At 73.3% G+C, this 17772-nt stretch carries 17 protein-coding genes; 6 read left to right on the plus strand and 11 right to left on the minus strand.

The window, feature by feature from the left end; translation table 11 throughout:
* Nucleotides 1–14: 14 nt before the first annotated feature.
* Both ABD295_RS11805 and ABD295_RS11810 read right to left on the minus strand, forming a co-directional pair.
* Nucleotides 15–983, minus strand: coding sequence for a DUF808 domain-containing protein (locus ABD295_RS11805; protein WP_344303918.1), 969 nt, complete (start codon nt 981–983; stop codon nt 15–17).
* A gap of 108 nt (nt 984–1091) precedes the next feature.
* On the minus strand, nt 1092–1388 hold the full coding sequence (locus ABD295_RS11810) for a Fe-S cluster assembly protein HesB (protein WP_344303919.1): 297 nt from the start codon (nt 1386–1388) through the stop codon (nt 1092–1094).
* Between the two features lie 105 nt (nt 1389–1493).
* On the opposite strand from ABD295_RS11810, the gene ABD295_RS11815 reads away from it, so the two are divergent.
* A complete protein-coding gene (locus tag ABD295_RS11815; RefSeq protein ID WP_344303920.1) occupies nt 1494–2276 on the plus strand; it encodes a hypothetical protein in 783 nt (260 codons plus the stop codon).
* A 6-nt stretch (nt 2277–2282) separates the two neighbouring features.
* On the opposite strand, the gene ABD295_RS11820 is transcribed toward ABD295_RS11815, so the two are convergent.
* The 4 genes from ABD295_RS11820 to ABD295_RS11835 are packed head-to-tail and all read right to left on the minus strand — an operon-like array spanning nt 2283 to nt 5295.
* Nucleotides 2283–3317, minus strand: coding sequence for an SIS domain-containing protein (locus tag ABD295_RS11820; RefSeq protein WP_344303921.1), 1035 nt, complete (start codon nt 3315–3317; stop codon nt 2283–2285).
* 16 nt (nt 3318–3333) lie between these two features.
* Nucleotides 3334–3498, minus strand: a complete 165-nt coding sequence (locus tag ABD295_RS11825) for a Trm112 family protein (protein ID WP_425574048.1) — start codon at nt 3496–3498, stop codon at nt 3334–3336.
* Nucleotides 3495–4895 (minus strand): phosphomannomutase/phosphoglucomutase, encoded by a 1401-nt coding sequence (locus tag ABD295_RS11830; RefSeq protein WP_344303922.1) that lies wholly within the window; start codon nt 4893–4895, stop codon nt 3495–3497. Before ABD295_RS11830 ends, ABD295_RS11825 begins: the two co-directional genes overlap by 4 nt.
* 31 nt (nt 4896–4926) lie before the next feature.
* On the minus strand, nt 4927–5295 hold the full coding sequence (locus ABD295_RS11835; RefSeq protein WP_344303923.1) for a DUF3499 domain-containing protein: 369 nt from the start codon (nt 5293–5295) through the stop codon (nt 4927–4929).
* Nucleotides 5296–5369: 74 nt separating this feature from the next.
* Here ABD295_RS11835 and ABD295_RS11840 point away from each other — a divergent pair, with 74 nt between their 5' ends.
* Complete coding sequence (locus tag ABD295_RS11840) at nt 5370–5810, plus strand: metallopeptidase family protein (protein ID WP_344303924.1); 441 nt, start codon at nt 5370–5372, stop codon at nt 5808–5810.
* Nucleotides 5811–5839: 29 nt separating this feature from the next.
* On the opposite strand, the gene ABD295_RS11845 is transcribed toward ABD295_RS11840, so the two are convergent.
* From ABD295_RS11845 to ABD295_RS11855, 3 genes are all read right to left on the minus strand, one after another.
* Nucleotides 5840–7225 (minus strand): DUF5719 family protein, encoded by a 1386-nt coding sequence (locus ABD295_RS11845; RefSeq protein WP_344303925.1) that lies wholly within the window; start codon nt 7223–7225, stop codon nt 5840–5842.
* On the minus strand, nt 7222–10197 hold the full coding sequence (locus ABD295_RS11850; RefSeq protein WP_344303926.1) for a glycosyltransferase family 2 protein: 2976 nt from the start codon (nt 10195–10197) through the stop codon (nt 7222–7224). The genes ABD295_RS11845 and ABD295_RS11850 overlap by 4 nt, the downstream gene beginning before the upstream one ends.
* 103 nt (nt 10198–10300) lie before the next feature.
* The gene (locus tag ABD295_RS11855; RefSeq protein ID WP_344303927.1) at nt 10301–10555 is read right to left on the minus strand and encodes a WhiB family transcriptional regulator; all 255 of its coding nucleotides are present in this window, start codon (nt 10553–10555) and stop codon (nt 10301–10303) included.
* A 155-nt stretch (nt 10556–10710) separates the two neighbouring features.
* On the opposite strand from ABD295_RS11855, the gene cofD reads away from it, so the two are divergent.
* The 3 genes from cofD to ABD295_RS11870 all read left to right on the plus strand — a co-directional run bounded on the left by cofD (nt 10711) and on the right by ABD295_RS11870 (nt 13532).
* The gene (cofD, locus tag ABD295_RS11860) at nt 10711–11748 is read left to right on the plus strand and encodes a 2-phospho-L-lactate transferase (protein WP_344303928.1); all 1038 of its coding nucleotides are present in this window, start codon (nt 10711–10713) and stop codon (nt 11746–11748) included.
* The gene (cofE, locus tag ABD295_RS11865; RefSeq protein ID WP_344303929.1) at nt 11745–12716 is read left to right on the plus strand and encodes a coenzyme F420-0:L-glutamate ligase; all 972 of its coding nucleotides are present in this window, start codon (nt 11745–11747) and stop codon (nt 12714–12716) included. The genes cofD and cofE overlap by 4 nt, the downstream gene beginning before the upstream one ends.
* 72 nt (nt 12717–12788) lie before the next feature.
* Nucleotides 12789–13532: a DUF3105 domain-containing protein gene (locus tag ABD295_RS11870; RefSeq protein WP_344303930.1), complete on the plus strand. Its 744-nt coding sequence runs from the start codon at nt 12789–12791 to the stop codon at nt 13530–13532.
* Here ABD295_RS11870 and ABD295_RS11875 read toward each other — a convergent pair.
* The gene (locus ABD295_RS11875; RefSeq protein ID WP_344303931.1) at nt 13529–14596 is read right to left on the minus strand and encodes a mannose-1-phosphate guanylyltransferase; all 1068 of its coding nucleotides are present in this window, start codon (nt 14594–14596) and stop codon (nt 13529–13531) included. The genes ABD295_RS11870 and ABD295_RS11875 overlap by 4 nt on opposite strands.
* Nucleotides 14597–14628: 32 nt before the next feature.
* Here ABD295_RS11875 and ABD295_RS11880 point away from each other — a divergent pair, with 32 nt between their 5' ends.
* Nucleotides 14629–15387 carry a TIGR03089 family protein gene (locus ABD295_RS11880; RefSeq protein ID WP_344303932.1) on the plus strand — a complete coding sequence of 253 codons (759 nt, stop codon included), beginning with the start codon at nt 14629–14631 and terminating at the stop codon, nt 15385–15387.
* A 7-nt stretch (nt 15388–15394) separates the two neighbouring features.
* Here the strand turns inward: ABD295_RS11880 and ABD295_RS11885 are convergent, their stop codons facing one another.
* Nucleotides 15395–17599 carry an N-acetylmuramoyl-L-alanine amidase gene (locus ABD295_RS11885; protein WP_344303933.1) on the minus strand — a complete coding sequence of 735 codons (2205 nt, stop codon included), beginning with the start codon at nt 17597–17599 and terminating at the stop codon, nt 15395–15397.
* Between the last annotated feature and the right edge of the window lie 173 nt (nt 17600–17772).

Here is a 17772-nt window from a genome sequence, read left to right on the forward strand (position 1 = left end):
CTGACCAGGAAGCTTCAGTGCGAGGCGGGCTCGGACCTGCGGCCGCGCCAGGGGATGCCGTGGAGGACGGCGACCACGACGGCGCCGACGACCAGCCCGATGACCGCCGAGCAGAACGTGTTGAACAGCCAGGCCAGGGCGCCACCGATGCCGGAGACGGCATGGGCGATGTCCTCCTCGATGTGGTGGACCCAGTCGTACAGCGCGTGCCAGCCGAGGTCGTCGACGCCCACGAGGAGGATGTGGCCACCGACCCACAGCATCGCCGCGGTCCCCACGACCGAGATCACCGCGAGCAGGCGCGGCATCGCCCGCACCAGGCCGAGCCCGATCCGCTGGGAGGCCGCCGACTCGCGCTGGCTCAGGCGCAGCCCGATGTCGTCCATCTTCACGATCGCCGCGACCACGCCGTAGACGAGGATGGTGATCGCGATCGCGACGACGACCAGGATCGCGGCCCGGGACACGAAGCCCTGGTCGGCGACCTCGTTGAGGGCGATGACCATGATCTCGGTGGACAGGATGAAGTCGGTGCGGATCGCACCGGAGACCATCGACTTCTCCTGCTCCGGGCCGAGGTCGCCGGCGGCGCCCGCGTCTTGGTCGGCGTCCGCGGCGTGGTGCCCTCCACCGAGGCGCTCCCAGACCTTCTCGGCGCCTTCGTAGCAGAGGTACGTGCCGCCGACCATCAGCAGCGGAGTGAGCAGCCACGGCAGGAACTGGCTCAGCAGCAGCGCCGCGGGGAGGATGAACAGCAGCTTGTTGCGCAGTGAGCCGACCGCGATCTTCTTGATGATCGGCAGCTCGCGCTCGGCGGCCACGCCGGCGACGTACTGCGGGGTCACCGCGGTGTCGTCGACCACGACCCCGGCGGCCTTGGCGCTGGCGCGTCCAGCCGCGGCTCCTACGTCGTCCACCGAGGCCGCGGCGAGCTTGGCCAGGGCGGCGACGTCGTCCAGGAGGGCGAACAGGCCGGCGCTCACCGGGCGAGCCTAGACGACGGGCATGACCGGCCGGCGGCGCGGAGTGCCACCTGGCCCGACGGCAGCGCCCCCGACCCGCACGGGCCGGGGGCGCGAGGACAGCGTTGCTCAGCCCTGGTGGTTGAGGGCGAACTGCACGTTGCCGGCGGGGTCGAGCCCCGCGTCGAGCTCCTTGTCGTCGAGCTGCTCCGCCGAGGGCTGGTCGAGGTAGACCGTCGCCCCGTGCTGCTCGACGGTCGCGTCGCCGGGCTGGGGGCCCTCCGCGGCGCTGATCGCGAAGGCCGGCTCGGGGCTGGCCTCCATGGTGATGCGCAGTCCGGCCCTGGTGTTCGAGGGGTCACCGGCTGCGGTCTGCTCGGTGATGTCGCGGACGATCGTGCTGGCGTTCTCGGTGAGGGTGAGCACGAGCTCTCCTTCCGTGGCGGTCAGGACTCCTCCACCGTCGCAAGTCGAGGCGACGCACGCAAACCCTGGGCGTGTCGTGCCCCCTCGGCATGGAAGGGTTCAGGCGTGCAGTGGCGGCGGACCGGAACCACCCTGGCGCTCTTCCTGATCGGCCTCGGGCTGCTGCCACTCGGGCTCGTCGCCGCCGCGACCCTGGACGGGGCTCCGGTGCTGGAAGCGCTCGGCGAAGCGCTGCCGCTGGCCGGGCTGGTGCTGATGACCTGCGCCGCCGCGCTCGTCGCGGCCGGCCGGACCCCCGCGATGGCGGAGCTGCGCGGCCTCAGCTGGACGTTCCTCGTGGCCGTGCTCGCGGTGACGCTCTTCGCGAACTCCTTCGTCCTCTTCGGCGATCAGTCCGCGCTCGTGGTCGGCGTGCTCCTGGTCGGCGGCCTCGCGGTGACGATCGTGCTCTCGATGAGCCCGAGCCGCTCGCGCCGGCAGCCCAGGGAGTTCACCCGTGCGTTCGGGATGATCCTGATGGGCGGGGTCGTGCTCGGGGGGCTGGCGGCGGTGGGCTGGGGGTTCTCCGAGAGCCCTTCCGTCCTGGCCGCGGTGGCCGTCCTGGTCGGCGCCGTCGACCTGGTCTTCCTGGCCGCGCCGGCTGCACTGCTCGCCGCCGAGCGCGTCGCCGCGGTGGCAGTGGTCCGATGGCTGGCGACGGCCTACCTGGCGATGGTCTACCTGCTGCCGTTCGTGACGACCTGGGTCCTCGGGGAGACCTGGACCGAGGGGCTGGCGGTCTGGGTCGTCGGTCTGCTCGTGTCGCTCGTCACCGTCGCGACGGCATCAGTCGCGGTCGCGACGCTCGCCTACGACTCGGCGATGCGGCGCCGGCGACTCCGGGGGTAGGCGGAGTCAGTCGTTGACGAGCCCGAGGCGCAGGTACTCCGCGGCGTACGTGCCCTGGAGCAGCAGCGACGAGTAGCGGGCGATCTCGGTGTCGGCGCCGGCGCAGGTCATCGTCTCGACGCGGATCCCGCGCTCGGCGGCAGCCGCCTGGAGCCGGCCACGGGACTCGCGGCTCAGCGGGTCGTCGGCCCCGTCGTCCAGGACGAGCAGCACGGGACGCCGCTCGGGCGGGTCGTCGGAGAAGGGGTCGTCGAAGACGTCGCGGCGCGGTGTGGCTTCGAGGACGGGCAGCACCTGCTCGACGTCTCCGGCGAGCGCGGTGCGACCGCTGACCCGGCGCAGCGACTCGGCGACGCGCCGGGCGGCCCGGGCGGCGAGCACCGACCCGCCCCAGACGACCGGGTTGGCGTCGGCCAGGGCGATGGCGGTCATCTTCGCCTGGTTCACCGCGAGGTCGCGGTGCGGTGAGCAGTCCGTCGCGACGCTGTCGAGGGCAGCGGCGACCCCCTCGGGGTCGGTACGAGGTCCGAGGTCGACGCGGTCGAGGTAGTCGAGCATCACCACCGCTGTCGCCAGCTGGTCGCCCGTCGACGTCGGCAGCACGGTCGCCCAGCGGCCGGTCGCGTGCTCGGCCACCAGCGAGCGAGGCGGCGCCGCCACCACGACCTGGCAGCCACGGCGGACCGCCTCGGCCACCGCGAACGCCGTGCCGCTGTCGTCACCGACCGGCGCGAGCACGACGACGAGGTCCATGCTGCCGACCCACCCCGGGAGCGCCGGGCCCGGCCAGGCGACGAACGGGACCGGGCACCACGGCTCGAGCACCGCACGCAGGAGCCGCGAGTCCGGGCCTCCGGCGAGCACCGCGCGCGGACGTTCGCCCTCGCGGGCCGCGGCCACCGCCTGCGCGGTCGCCTCGGCGGCGTCGTTCGCCTCGCGGCGCACGCGCGCGCCGGACTCCGCGAGCCGCCTCAGCACGGCGTCGACACCGTCGAGCACCCGCTCGTCGTCCAGGCGGGACTCGTCGAACCAGGAAGCCATCGTGGGTCTGCCGTTCTCAGTCGGGCCGCGTGGCCTCGTCGACCAGCAGCACAGGGATGTCGTCGCGCACGGGGTAGACCAGGCCGCAGCCGCGACAGGTGAGCGTGTCGTCACCCAGCTCGAGCTCGCTGCGGCACTCGGGGCAGCGGAGGATCTCGAGCAGGGCCGGGTCGATGTTCACGGTGCACTCCTGGGGGTGGTGGTGTCGCTCCTGATGATGGTGAGCAGGTCGTCGCGGACGCGCTCCATCGTCGCGCGGTCGCGCCCCTCGCAGTTGAGGCGCAGCAGCGGCTCGGTGTTCGACGGACGCACGTTGAAGCCCCAGCCGTCGTGGGTGCCGGAGAGCCCGTCGAGCTCGTCGAGCTCGACGCCGTCGCGGTCGGCGTACCTGCCTCGGATCCGGTCGAGGACGACCGGCACGTCGGCGACGACGCTGTTGATCTCGCCGCTGGCGACGTAGCGGTCGAACTCGGCCATCAGCTGCGAGAGCGGGCGCGACTGGGCCGCCAGCGCCCCGAGGACGTGGAGAGCGGCGAGCATCCCGGAGTCCGCCCGCCAGAAGTCGCGGAAGTAGAAGTGGCCCGAGTGCTCCCCGCCGAAGATCGCGTCGGTCTCGGCCATCCGGGCCTTGATGCCGGAGTGGCCGACCTTCGTGCGCACGGGCGTGCCGCCGTGCTCACGCACGATCTCCGGGACCGAACGGCTCGTGATCAGGTTGTGGATGATCGTGGCGCCGGGCTCCTTGGCGAGCTCGCGGGTGGCGATCAACGCGGTGACCGCGGAGGGAGAGACGACCGCACCGGTCTCGTCGACCAGGAAGCAGCGGTCCGCGTCGCCGTCGAACGCCAGCCCCACGTCGGCGCCCTCGCTCACGACGGCGGCCTGGAGGTCGACCAGCGTGCTCTCGTCGAGCGGGTTGGCGTCGTGGTTCGGGAAGGTGCCGTCGAGCTCGAAGTAGAGCGGCACCAGGTCGACGACGTCGGCGATCCGGCCCAGCACGGCGGGCGCGGTGTGCCCGGCCATCGCGTTGCCGGCGTCAGCCACGACCTTGAGCCTGCGGCCCGTGACCGGTGCGAGGCCGAGCAGGTGGGCGGCGTACTCCTCGAGCACGTCCTTCTCGGTGATCGATCCGGGCGTGATCCCCGCTGCCTCTCCCCCGGCCTCGACGCGGTCGCGGATCTCGGCGAGCCCGGTGTCCATGCCGACGGGGCGGGCGTAGGAGCGGCAGAGCTTGATCCCGTTGTACGCCGCCGGGTTGTGGCTGGCGGTGAACATCGCGCCCGCAAGGCCCAGGAAGCCCGAGGCGAAGTAGAGCTGGTCGGTCGACGCGAGCCCGATCATGGTCACGTCGGCCCCGGCGGAGACGGCCCCGCGCGCGAACGCGTCGGCGAGGCCTGGCGATGACGGGCGCATGTCGTGACCCACCACCACGGCGGGAGCCTGCGTCACCTCGACGAAGGCCCTGCCCACCCGGAGCGCGAGCTCCTCGTCGATCTGGTCGGGCACCGTGCCGCGGACGTCGTAGGCCTTGAAGACCGCGGCGAGGTTGGCCGCCTCGACGGCGGCAGACGTGGGCACGGGAGCAGGCTAGTCGGCGACCGTTCGAACCTCAGTCACTGGTCAGGATCCGCAGGTGGCCCCGGCGGGCGGTCTCGCGACCGGTCTCACGCACGTAGGGGACGGCCTGCGGGTCCGCCCGCACCACCGGCCGCGCGACCTCGCGCACGGCGTCCGCCAGGGCGAGCAGGTCGTCCTGGGTGGGGCCGGCCGCAGCAGGGTCGGGCGCCAGCCGCAGCACGTCCCAGCCCTTGGGCGCCGAGAGCCGCTCGCCGTGCTCGGCGCAGAGGTCGTAGGCGTGCGGCTCCGCGTAGAGCGAGAGCGGACCCAGGACGGCGGTCTGGTCGGCGTACACGAAGGTGAGCGTCCAGACGGCGACGCGGTCGCACGCGGTCCGCGAACAGCGACGGGAGAGGCTCACCCCGCGGACGCTACCGGGCGGCGCGCCGCCTGCCCGACAGGCACGCGGGCGGGCTCGGGGGCTAGCCTCGGCCCATGAGCTCGGCTGCCGCCTCGCCGCCGAGGCGGCGGGTGCGCGATCGCCGCGGCCGCGGCATGCGCGGGCCCGAGGTGCTGTCGCCGGAGCCGGGCCGCAGCGCCCGCCCGACGGCGCGTGAGCGGTTCGACGAGCTCGCGCTGCGCATCGTGGCCGAGATCGACGACCGTTGGCAGGACCGGCTCGGGCTCCTGGAGTACGCCGTCGAGGACGCCCCTCAGGTGCCCGACGACTGGCACCCCGACACCGTCCCGCTCTCGTCGCTGATCCGCGGCACCGGACCGCAGGCGACCCGGCTGGTCCTCTTCCGGCGCCCCATCGAGCACCGCAGCGAGACCCGGGCCGACCTGGAGGCGATGGTGCTCACCGTCGTGGTCGAGCAGGTCGCCGAGCTGCTCGGCATCCCGGCCGAGGACGTCGACCCTCGCTACGAGCCCTGATCCCGCGGCCGGCCGGCGTCAGGGCAGCGTCACGGCAGGGCCGGGCGCACTGCGGGCACCAACCCTGTCGCACGCACCTCGTGCAACGGGAGCACCGCACTGCCCCCGTCGGTGCCGTGGACGAAGACGCTGGCCACGACCGGGGTGCGCTCGAGCTCGAGCGACACGTACATCGCTCGGTCGGGCAGCTTCACACGGACGCCGCGATCCGGACCGATCTCCACGCGTTCGTCGCTCAGCTCGGTCCCGTCCGCGCTGCGCGACACCACGACCGCGACCCCTGGCCGCTCGGCACCCGCCACGAGCAGCTCCTTGGGGCCAGGTGGGGCCAGGACCGCTCCTCGCGCCTCGATGACGGGACCGACGCTGATGGGCGCGAGGTCGGACCCGACGAAGGTCTGCAACGCAGCCGCCACCGGTCCGGTCGACTCCACCAGGATGCCGAGCGCCCCGGCCCGCACCTGCGGCGCGAGCACCGCGTCGATGGAGATCGAGCGGATCGACTGGGGCGGGACCCTGATCTCGTCGAGACCCTCGGGCGCGAAGGTGCTCTCAGGGCTGACCACGCGCAGGCTCACGCGCGTCTCGTCGTCGCCGCCGTTGACGAGGGCGAGGCGGCGGGTGCCGTCCCCCCGCGGCAGCCCCAGCAGGATCCCGCTCGTCAGCGACTCGGCCTGCGGGGCCAGCCAGTCGCCCGAGGCGGGCGCGGTGCCCAACCGGTCGGCGGCGTCCCAGACGCTGGCCGCGAGACGGCCTCGCGAGACCTCGACGTGCAGGCCCAGCTCGGTGCGCCGGGGCACCTGCTCGGACAGGTCGAGGGCGATGGTGCTGCGCCCGGGGACGCGCAGCCCCCGGAACCCTTCGGCGTCGATCGGGCCGGTGGGCGCGAAGAGGGTGAGGTCGACGACAGCGGGACCCGGATCGGGGTTGACCAGCTCGACGACGGAGCGGTGTCCGGGTCGCGCGCCGACGCCTGCGAACCAGGCGTCGGGCTGGGGCTCGGTGCACGAGGTCGCCGCTGACGGCGAGAGCCGCGCGGCCAGGAGGCCAGGGGCCCAGGTGTCGTCGCCGACGATCACGACGGCTCCGTCCGTGGCGGCGGCGGCCGTCGACGTGATCGCTCCAGCGCGCACAGGGAGGTCTTGCTGGTCGTCGGTCAGCGGGTCGACCCCGACCTCCCCGTCCTCCTCGGCGAGGCTGCTCGCGATCTCGACCTCTGCGGTGGCGTTCGTCCGGCTGCTCGGGCACCCCAGCGTGACCCTGCTCAGCGCGGTCGCCTCCGGGTCGGCGCTGTGGACCGCTGGCTGCTCGGTGCGCACCAGCAGGCTGGCCCCCAGCGCCGCCAGGGGCACGACCACCGACAGCACGACTGCGGGTCCGATGCGCGACCGCAGGCCGCGGGGCTGCTCGCTCATCGACGCGTCCTCCGCTCGGCCCGGATGGAGGGACCGGCCAGCACCGCGACCACGAGGACGGCGAGGCCCTGGACGATCAGCAGCAAGATGCGCGACCACGACCGCGATGCCCCGACGGCATCTCCCGGAAGGTCGACGCCGACCCGCCAGGCCCGCGTGGACCTGTCCTCGGCGCTCGCCTGGGCCAGGCCGGCCGAGGCGTCCAGCCGTGCCGAGATCCGCCCGTCCGCCGGGGCCGGAAGGACGATGTACTCGATGCCGCTCGCGGCCAGCTCGTCCACTGCCTCGGGTGTCGGCCGGGCGACGAGGTCGGTCAGCAGGTTCGAGAACGCCCGGTCCTCCGCCGTCAGGGCGAGCACCTCGTCGTCACCGAGGGTGTCGCCGTCGCCGCGACGTACGGCGTAACGCAGACCGGTCTCGATGTCGCCGCGCACGACGAGGATGCCGTGCTCGGGTCCGAGGAGGGAGCTCTGGCTCATGTAGGTCGGCACGTCGGCCGGTTCGTCGGCCGTCAGGTTGTCGTGCCCGCCGGCGGCGAACCACACCGCTCCTGCGGTCGGCACCGCCAGCGCGACCACTGCCGGGACGGCGGCGAGCCGTCGCTGCCAGGCGGAGTCCGCGGCGCGCAGGTGCTGCAGCACCGCCAGCGCCCCCGCACAGCCGGCCACCACGAGGGCGCCGGTGACGACGGGGACCGCCCCGCCGGCGCCGGGCCGCGCCGAGCCGCCGAGCACGTCCACGGTGGGCGCCGCGACGAGCGCCGCGACCAGGGTCGTGACGAGGGCGGTCGTCCAGCACACCAGGGCGGTCACCCTCGATCGCGCCGGCACCAGCGCCAGCAGGGCCGCGAGCACGATCGGGACGGCCAGCCAGACCGGGGCCCCGAGCCCCTCGAGGCGGCCGAGCAGGAGGTCGAGCCCACCGGTCGACGCGGCCGGGAACCGGCCGGGCTCGAGCAGCAGCCCCCCGGGGTGTCCCTGCACCAGCAGGGGCAGCCACCACGGCACGAGCAGCACCGGCACCACACCGAGGGCGACCAGCGGCGGCAGGGACACCGACCTGTCGGCCACCAGGTCCGGGGCCAGGCGGGCGGCCAGGGCCAGGACACCCAGGACCATCACGACGAGGACGGGGAACACCATCGGCGTGCACGCGGTCGCGAGCGCGAGCAGCAGCCCGGTGCGCCAGGCTGCTCGCCAGCGGCGATCGGCCTCGGGGTCGGCGAACGCGAGGGCCGCGTGCGCCAGCCAGGGCAGCACGGCCACGAGGAGCACCTGGCCGAGGCGACCGTCTCCCCACGCGCCGCTGACAGCGGGCACGAGGGCGTACGTCGCCGCGCCGGCCGCGACCAGCCAGCGCGGCATCCCGGCGGGGTCGAGGAAGCTGCCGACCGCGCGGACCAGACGCCACGCGCCCCACAGCGCGACCGGCATCGCGAGGACCATCACCACGCTGACGGCGGCGACCGCGCTGCCACCCAGGAGGGAGGCGAGCATCGCGAGGGGGACCAGCACGGGCGGGGCGGGCACGGACGTGCCCAGGGCAAGCGCGTGCGAGGACTCGACGTAGAGCCTCCACCAGTCGGAGGCGGACCCGGGCGCCGGGGCCAGGCCCCCGCCGGACACCGCGCCCCAGGCCTGCCGGGTGCCGGCGAGGACGACGCCCACGAAGACGGCCACCCCGACGGCGACGGGGCTCGTCAGGAAGCGGGTGAGCAGTCCGCTGTCGGGCTCGAGCAGGTCGTCGTCGTCCTCGCCGGCCCGCCGCTCGTGCGGCTGCTGCTGGTGCGTCCTGGCCGCCGAGCGCTTGGGGCCGGCCGCCGCCTCGGCAGCCTCGCGCTCGAGCGCCGCCGCGCGCCGCCGCTCGGCGACGTCGGCGGCCTGGTTGCTCAGTGCCGCTGCCAGGTCGCTGACGAAGTCCAGGCCGTGCCGATAGGGCACCCACCAGGGCGACAACAGGGCGCGGGCGGCTTCGGTGTCGCGGCTGGCGCCACCGGCCCGTCGGCGTGCGCGCCGGGCGGCGAGCAGCTGACGCGGCCGCGAGTAGACCGACAGCAGCGCGGCCAGCTCGTCGAGCGCCTCGCCGACGGAGCGGACCAGGAGGAAGCCGACCATCCGGATGATCGTGCCGACGGCGAGCCGCACCACGCGCCACGGCAGGGTGCGGCCCCGGCCGTTGACGAGGAGGGTCCACAGGGCGGCCCGGCGCTCCTGGTAGTGCGTGTGGCGGCCGGTCAGCGACGTACGCCGGCTGCCCGTGTGCGCCGCCTCGGCGTGGAAGACCACCGCCTGTGGCACGACGAGGGTGCGGTAGCCGGCCTCGGCGGCCCGCCATCCGAAGTCGACGTCGTTGCCGAAGATCGGCAGCTGGCGGTCGAACCCGCCGAGCGCGTCGAGCACGTCGCGACGCACCAGCATGCCGGCGGTGTTCACGGCGAGCACCTGGCGTACGGCGTCGTGCTGACCCTGGTCGTACTCGCTGCGCTCCAGGCCGGTCTCGCGACGACCGGTGCCGGAGATGGTCACGCCGACCTCGAGGAGGCGGCGCAGGGAGGGCCACTCGCGCAGCTTGGGGCCGAGCACGCTGGCGGTCGGGTCCCCGGCCGCGGCCGCCAGCAGCTCCTCGAGGGCCGTGGGCGAGGGCGTGCTGTCGTCGTGGAGGAGCCAGACCCACTCGGTGCGGGAAGGGTCGACCTCGTCGAGCAGCGCGAGGCCGAGGTCGACCGCCTCGCCGTAGGACGTCTGCCGCCCCGACGTGGTCACGTGGTCGGCGCCGAGCGCGCGGGTCAGCAGCTCCGGGGAGATGTCCCTGCTGCCGGTGTCGACCGCGACGATGCGGTCCGCCCAACGGGTCTGGGCCGCGATCCCGTCGAGGACCGTCGGCAGCCAGTCGGCCCCGGAATGGCTGACGAGCACCACGGAGACACGAGACTGCTCCCGTGACGGGGAGTCACGCGGGGACGGGCTCGACACCCGGGCAGGCTATCCACGCACCCGGGGGGCAACGCGAATCGGACGCTCCCGAGCGGAAGCCGCTGGCGAGGAGGTCGCGCAGCGACCGTCACGAGACCAAGGGCTACACGGCCTGCTTCTTCAGCTTCCTGCGCTCACGCTCGGACAGGCCGCCCCAGATGCCGAAGCGTTCGTCGTTCATCAGCGCCGACTCGAGGCACTCGTTGCGGACGTCACACGTGAGACAGACCTTCTTGGCCTCTCGCGTGGACCCGCCCTTCTCGGGGAAGAACGCCTCCGGGTCCGTCTGCGCACAAAGAGCGCGATCCTGCCAGCCCGCCTCTTCGGCGTCCGGCTCGAGAAGAAACAGTTCCCTCATCGGTTTCGCCCTTTCGACCCTGTGGTGTGTTCTCCGACTGCCTGGAAGAACACTAGTGGAATTACATGCCTGTCGTACCCGGAAAGTCAAGATCGGATGTGCTATGCGGTGGACCCGTGGCCGCACGTCCAGACCACTGCGAGAGGCTGACGCCCATGACGAGCGGCCGACGGACCAGGTTGACGGTGCTCTCCGGCGGCGTCGGAGGAGCCCGTTTCCTGCAGGGTCTCCTGCACGCGCAGGGAGCTGCGGGGACCGACACGGAGATCACCGTCGTGGCCAACACCGCCGACGACCTGTGGCTGCACGGCCTCAAGATCTGCCCCGACCTCGACACGGTCATGTACACGCTGGGCGAGGGCATCGACCACGAGCGCGGCTGGGGTCGGCGCGACGAGACGTGGAGCGTGAAGGAGGAGCTGGCGGCGTACGGCGGCGAGGCGCCGTGGTTCGGGCTCGGTGACCGCGACATCGCCACGCACCTCATGCGCACCCGCATGCTCGACGCGGGCTACCCGCTCACCCAGGTGACGGCGGCGCTCTGCGAGCGCTGGCTCACCCCGGGCTTCGGCGACCGGCTGCGCCTGCTGCCCATGAGCGACGACCGGGTGGAGACCCACATCGCCGTCGCCGACGACGACGCGCCCAGTGGCCGTCGGGTCGTCCACTTCCAGGAGTACTGGGTGGGCATGCACGCAGCGGTGCCGGCGGAAGCGGTGATCGTGGTCGGCCAGGAGAAGGCCACGCCCGCACCCGGCGTCCTCGAGGCGATCGAGACCGCCGACGTCGTGCTGCTGCCGCCCTCGAACCCCGTCGTCTCGGTCGGCACGATCCTCGGGGTGCCCGGCATCCGCGAGGCGCTGCGGGCGACGACGGCACCGGTCGTGGGGCTCTCCCCCATCGTCGGCGGCGCGCACGTCCGCGGCATGGCCGAGCAGCTGCTCGGCGCCATCGGGGTCGAGGTCTCGGCGGCGGCCGTGGCCGAGCACTACGGCGCCCGCTCGCGCGACGGCGTCCTCGACGGGTGGCTCGTCGACACGGCGGACGCCGAGCTGGTCCCCCGGATCGAGGCGGCCGGGATCGCCTGCCGCGCGGTGCCGTTGATGATGACCGACGTCGACGCCACCGCGGCGATGGCCCGTGCTGCTCTGGAGCTGGCCGCACCGGCTCCCCCGACACGCCCGGCCGGATGAGCGGTCGCGTCCTGACGGCGTACGCCCCCGACGGCGTGCCCGAGGTCGCCGCCGGTGACGACCTGGCCGCGCTGTTGGTGACGGCGCTCGGCGAGGAGTGGACGCTGGCCGACGGTGACGTGGTCTGCGTGACGAGCAAGGTCGTGAGCAAGGCGGAGGGGCGGGTGCTTCCGGGTGACCGCGACGACGCGCTCCCGGGCGAGACCGTGCGCGTCGTGGCCCGGCGGGGGCGCACCACGATCGTGCGCAACCGGCTCGGGCTCACCATGGCCGCGGCCGGCATCGACGCCTCCAACGTCGCGCCCGGCCACGTCGTCGTGCTGCCCGTCGACCCCGACGAGTCCGCACGCCGGCTGCGCCGCGAGCTGGCCGCGCGCACGGGGGTCGACGTGGCCGTCGTGGTGACCGACACCTCTGGCAGGGCCTGGCGCCAGGGCCAGACCGACATCGCGATCGGCGCGGCCGGGCTCGTCGTCCTCGACGACCACCGAGGTCGTGTCGATGCACACGGGCACGAGCTGGTGGTGACCGCACCGGCGGTGGCGGACGAGGCCGCGGGGGCTGCCGAGCTGGTGCAGGCAAAGCTCGGCGCCCGCCCGTTCGCGGTGCTGCGCGGGCTCGCCGACCACGTGCTGCCGCCGGGCGAGGACGGGCCGGGGGCCGCGGCACTGGTGCGGGCCGAGGCCGGTGACCTGTTCGGGTACGGCGCCCGCGAGGCCGTCGTCCGCGCCCTGGCCGGGGACACCGACGCTGCCGGGTTCGGGGCTGCCGCGTCGCCCGACGAGCTCGTCGGGCTGCTCCGCGAGGTGCTCGGCGCGGACGCCCCGATCGAGCTGCGCGCCGACACGGTGGTGGTTCGCGCCGAGGATCCGCGGGTGCCGACGCTGGCCCACGCGTGCGGATGGACCGTCACGTCTCCTGCGGCCAGTTCGGCCGTCGATCAGGTGTTGCGACCCGTCGTTCCGTAGACTTCGCCCGCACCTCCAGACAGACCTCAAGACAGACCCGCCCCACCCCTGACCTCCCGAGGACCTCCCGTCGTGGCCAAGAGCACCCGTACCGAGAAGACCGAGCGTCAAGCGAAGGTCGACAAGATGCTGGCCCAGCAGCGGTCCGCCGAGCGCTCGCGCGGGTTCCGGATCGTCGGCGTCTGCATCGTCATCGCGCTGCTGATCATCGGCGCCGCGGCGTACGGACCGGTCAAGCAGTGGTGGACCCAGCGCAACCTGCCGCCGCTGGAGGACATCGGCGCCGCGGCCTCGGTCTGCGAGGACCCGACCACCGCCCCCGCCGAGGGCAACCAGGACCACGTCTCGCCGGGCACCCCGATCACGCTGACGGGCAACCCGCCGGCCTTCGGCCAGCACTTCGACACCTGGGAGCCGATGGACCGCAAGTTCTACACCACCAAGGACCGCCCGGACATCGGCTACCTGATCCACAACCTCGAGCACGGCTTCACGATCCTCTGGTACGACGAGACCGCCGCCGACGACGGCGACATGGTCTCCGACATCCGTGCGATCGCGCAGAAGTTCCAGGGTGACGACGGCAACCTGCGCAACAAGTTCAAGGCCGTGCCGTGGACCTCGGACGACGGCGACGCCTTCCCCGACGGCCAGCACATCGCCCTGACCCACTGGTCGGTCGGCGGCACCGGCGACGCGGCGACAGGAGAGCAGGTCGGCGTCACGATGTACTGCTCGGCGCCCTCCGGCGCGGCGGTGGAGCAGTTCATGAAGGACTACCCCTACGTGGACTCCCCCGAGCCGAACGCCGTCTAGGTCAGCTCGGGTCTCGACTCCCCCAGCTCGGCGACGACCTGCTTGACGTCCTGGGCCCGCGCGCGCGTGGTGACCAGGACGGCGTCGCCGGTGTCGACCACCACGATGTCGTCGAGGCCGACGACGGCGACCACGCGCCCGCCGTTCGCGGCGACGAACCCCGTGCTGTCGACCGCGCGGACGAGGCTCGCGTCGCCGAGCACGGCCAGGCCGTCGGTGGCGGGCACCAGCGCGGCGAGGGAGGCGAAGTCGCCGATGTCGTCCCAGCCGAACGAGCCGGGCACGACCGCGACCCTGCCGGCCGCGGCTGCGGGCTCCGCGACGGCGTGGTCGATGGCGATCTTGGGCAGGCTCGGCCACACCTCGTCGAGGGTGTCCGGATCGGCGGCGATCCCGCGCAGCGCCGCCGCGAAGTCGGGGTCCTGCGCGGCGAGCAGGTCGAGCAGCACGGACGGACGGGCCACGAACATGCCGGCGTTCCAGCGGTAGGACCCCGAGGCGACGTACTCCTCCGCCAGAGCCGCGGCGGGCTTCTCGACGAACTCCTCGACCATGAAGGCGCCCTCGTGGCCGGCCAGCGGCCCACCGAGCCGGATGTACCCGAAGCCGGTGGCCGCGTGCGTCGGCTCGATGCCGAGGGTCACGAGCAGGCCGTCGCGGGCGACGTCCGCCGCGAGCCCGACCACACCTCTGAAGGTGTCGGGGTCGGTGACGACGTGGTCCGCGGCGAAGGACCCCATCACCGCGGTGGGGTCCTGTCGTTCGAGCAGCGCGGCGGCCAGGCCGATGGCGGCCATCGAGTCGCGAGGCGAGGGCTCGGCGACGATGCGGGCCGGGTCGAGACCCGGCAGCTGCTCGGCGACGGCGTCCCGATGAGCCTGGCCGGTGACGACGAGGAATCGTTCCCCCGCGAGCGGCTCGAGTCGGTCGAGGGTCGCCTGGATCAGCGTGCGCCCCGAACCGGTCAGGTCGTGCAGGAACTTCGGGGAGCCCTTGCGGGACAGCGGCCAGAGCCTGGTCCCGGCGCCGCCGGCGGGTACGACGGCCCAGAACGTCTCGCTCATGGGGCGAACGCTAGCCGCCCTAGGCTGACGGCATGGTCACCTTCACCGACGTCCTGGCCCGCGAGCTCCGCGCGGACGCCGCCCGGCCCCTGGTGACCTTCTACGACTTCGCGACCGGCGAGCGCGTCGAGCTGTCCGTGGCGACGTACGCCAACTGGGTCGCCAAGACCGCCTCGCTGCTCGTCGAGGAGGCCGACCTCGAGCGCGGACAACGACTCCTGGTGGACCTGCCGGCGCACTGGCTCACGCCGGTCTTCCTGGGTGCCGCCTGGACCGTCGGCCTCGAGGTGGCCTGGGACGAGGAGTCGCAGCCGGCGGACGGGTTCGTCACCGGCCCGTCCGGCCTCGCGGCGTACGCCGCGGGAGCGGCAGGGCGTCCGGTCGTGGCCACCGCGCTGCTGCCGTTGGGGGTGGGGTTCGGCGACCCCGTGCCGGGCGGCGTCACGGACTTCGGCGTGGAGGTCTGGGGCCAGCCGGACGCCTTCGTCGCGTGGGACCCGCCGACCGAGGGCGACGCGGCGACCCCGGACTGGACGCAGGGTGAGCTGATGAGGGCGGCCGCCGCCGGGACCCTGCTCCCGATCTCGGGAGCGGTTCTCGCCGACGGCGGCCGCCTTCTGTCGGAGGTCAGTCCGGCTTCCCCTTCCGGTCTGGCCTCCTTCGTGGAACCGCTCACGAGGAGCGGCTCCACCGTCTACGTGGTGGGTGCTGACGGGGCTGAGGGCCGGTCCCGCCTGGAGGAGACGTACGTCGCCGAGCGCGCCACCGCCCGGTTCGTAGCACCCTCGTGACCCCGCTTCAGTCCGCCAAGTCGTACTGCTCCATGCCGCCACCGATCTTCACCGGCTTGCCGAAACGTCGCTCGTTGCCCGGCAGCAGGTAGAGCCCGCCGTCGGACTTCTTGCGGAGGAGCACGTCGGCGTGACCCGCGAGGTCGATGTCGCTGATGCCGATCACCCAGTCGAAGCCGGCCAGGCGACCGCGCACCTTCGTCGCGCCGGCCGTCAGCCCACCGGGACCGTTGCCCTTGTAGAGCACGAGGTTCTTCTTCTTGCGCACGACGGTGTCAGGCGCGCCGTCGGCGTCCATCCGGCCGACGCCGACCAGGTGCTTGGCCTTGACCTTCGAGTAGGCGACGTAGCTCGGCGCGAGCCCGTACAACCCGGCGCCGGGATAGATCCGCATCGACGACCTGCGCGGCTGGCCCATCAGGTCCGGGTAACCGTCGCCGGTGACGTCGCCGACCGCCGCGATGAGCCGGATGCCCCGCATGGCGGAGGCGATCAGCAGCGGGGCGGCGAACTGGCCCTGTCCGTTGCCGCGGAGCAGGTAGATGCCGTGGTCGGCGTTGTAGAACGCCACGTCGCCGAAGCCGTCGCGGTCCCAGTCGCCCACGTTGTAGAGCTGCCTGGCGTCGGGGAGGTTCAACCCGGTGTCGACCGGGTCGCCGAGCGGCGCCCCGCTCCCGTTGGTGGGGATGATCAGGATCCGTGCGTCGCCGGCGCGGCGCACGACGATGTCGGGGTTGGGACCGCCGACGAGGTTGGACTCGAGCTCGCGGCCGGCCCAGCCCACCTGGCCTGCGGCGGCGTACGCCCGGATGGTGGGCAGCTGGGCGTAGAGGTACTTGCCGGGGCAGGCGGTCGCGGCGGCGTCGCGGTGACCGTTGATGGCCTGGAAGGTGCTCCTGCCGACGTCCTGGGCGGTCGAGGCTGCGCTGACCCCGTGCAGGGAGAGCTTCCACGCGAAGACCGCGCCGTAGGCACGCAGCACGGCGTCGGAGGGCTGCACCAGCTCGAAGTTGCCGATCGCCGACATCGCGAAGGAGTACTCGTTGTAGCCCAGGGTGTGGGCACCGACAACGGGTCGGTCGACGCCGCCGTACCGGCCCTCCCACACGCGGCCGAACCGGTCGACCAGGAAGTTGTAGCCGATGTCGCTCCAGCCGCGAGACTTGGTGTGGTACGCGTAGATGCTGCGGATGATCGCGGGCACCTCCGCCTCGGTGTAGTTGTTGGCGTTGACCGTGTGGTGCACGAAGCCGGCGTGCACCTCGTAGTAGCGCAGCGAGCTGGCGTCGCGCATCCGGTCGTCGGCGCCCCACTGCGCGCGGGAGAAAATCGTCGGCATCGGGGTGTACGCCGCGGCGGCGGCCGACACCTCACCGCCGGTGCGGGCAGCCGACTGGGCCTGGGCTGACTGGGCCTGGGCTGACTGGGCCTGGGCTGACTGGGCCTGGGCTGACTGGGCCTGGGCTGACTGGGCCTGCGACGCACGGGCCGAGGGCAGCTCGGCGGCGTCGATGGCGGGGGCTTCGGTGCGCTCCTGGCCCTGCCCGGGGTCGATGACGGCCAGCTTCATGTCCTCGGGCGGTGCGGTCCGGCTGGTGCTGCGCACCTGGACCTCGTCGACGTCGCCGACGAGCAGCGGGTCGGTGCCGGGCCGGGCGCGGCGGGCCTCGCGGCTGCCGGGGTCGGGCGCGTGCTCGTCGTGGTACTCGAGCTCCTGCCAGTCCGACCAACGGTCGCCATCGGCGCCCGCGGTCCTCGTGCGCACCTGCAGCGCGATGTCGTCGTCACCGACCACGACGCCGTGGCCCCAGGTGACCCCGACGGCGCCGTACCCGACGACGCGCTGGGGCCGGCTCTTCACGGTGGTCCTGCCGTCGCGCACCGACGTGCTGGCCGAGAGCCGGCCGAGCATGGTGCCGTTGGCCGGCGGCGTGAGCTGGACCTCGGTGACCTTGGGGTCGACGGGCGCGGTCTCGACCGTCGCGGGCTGCCGCTTCTGCCGCTCGTACGCCGCCAGCTCGGCCGTCAACGCCGGCGCCCCGGCTCCCTGGGCGGGGTTCGAGCGAACGACGTCGAGGCTCACCACGCTCGCTGCCGGCGTCAACGCCGCCACGACGAGGGCGAGCGCGAGCAGCTGCTGGCAGGCGGTCACGTAGCGGGACCGCCACGTGGGTTCCGAACCGGCCGACATCGGGGGCGCAAACAGGCGCATGCGAGATGCTCCAAGGGGGAAGAGAAGCAACAGGAGTTGCAACTGTCCCACCAGTCACACGGGTACCCGCAAGGGAACCTGAGTAACTACATGTGTGTCATTACCAGTCGACACGCCGAGACGCGGGCCGGCAATAACCGTTCAATTGCTCAGTTGTTGCCCCCTCCAGCCCC

Origin of the sequence: Nocardioides bigeumensis (genome assembly GCF_039531755.1) — a bacterium.
Classification (GTDB): Bacteria; Actinomycetota; Actinomycetes; order Propionibacteriales; family Nocardioidaceae; genus Nocardioides; species Nocardioides bigeumensis.

Bases quoted from the DNA above. Each gene is read 5' to 3' on its own strand.
- cofE (WP_344303929.1), top strand. From the start codon at position 11,745: ATGAGCGGTCGCGTCCTGACGGCGTACGCCCCCGACGGCGTGCCCGAG.
- ABD295_RS11820 (WP_344303921.1), bottom strand. From the start codon at position 3,317: ATGGCTTCCTGGTTCGACGAGTCCCGCCTGGACGACGAGCGGGTGCTC.
- ABD295_RS11880 (WP_344303932.1), top strand. From the start codon at position 14,629: ATGGTCACCTTCACCGACGTCCTGGCCCGCGAGCTCCGCGCGGACGCC.
- ABD295_RS11885 (WP_344303933.1), bottom strand. From the start codon at position 17,599: ATGCGCCTGTTTGCGCCCCCGATGTCGGCCGGTTCGGAACCCACGTGG.
- cofD (WP_344303928.1), top strand. From the start codon at position 10,711: ATGACGAGCGGCCGACGGACCAGGTTGACGGTGCTCTCCGGCGGCGTC.
- ABD295_RS11875 (WP_344303931.1), bottom strand. From the start codon at position 14,596: ATGAGCGAGACGTTCTGGGCCGTCGTACCCGCCGGCGGCGCCGGGACC.
- ABD295_RS11855 (WP_344303927.1), bottom strand. From the start codon at position 10,555: ATGAGGGAACTGTTTCTTCTCGAGCCGGACGCCGAAGAGGCGGGCTGG.
- ABD295_RS11845 (WP_344303925.1), bottom strand. From the start codon at position 7,225: ATGAGCGAGCAGCCCCGCGGCCTGCGGTCGCGCATCGGACCCGCAGTC.
- ABD295_RS11840 (WP_344303924.1), top strand. From the start codon at position 5,370: ATGAGCTCGGCTGCCGCCTCGCCGCCGAGGCGGCGGGTGCGCGATCGC.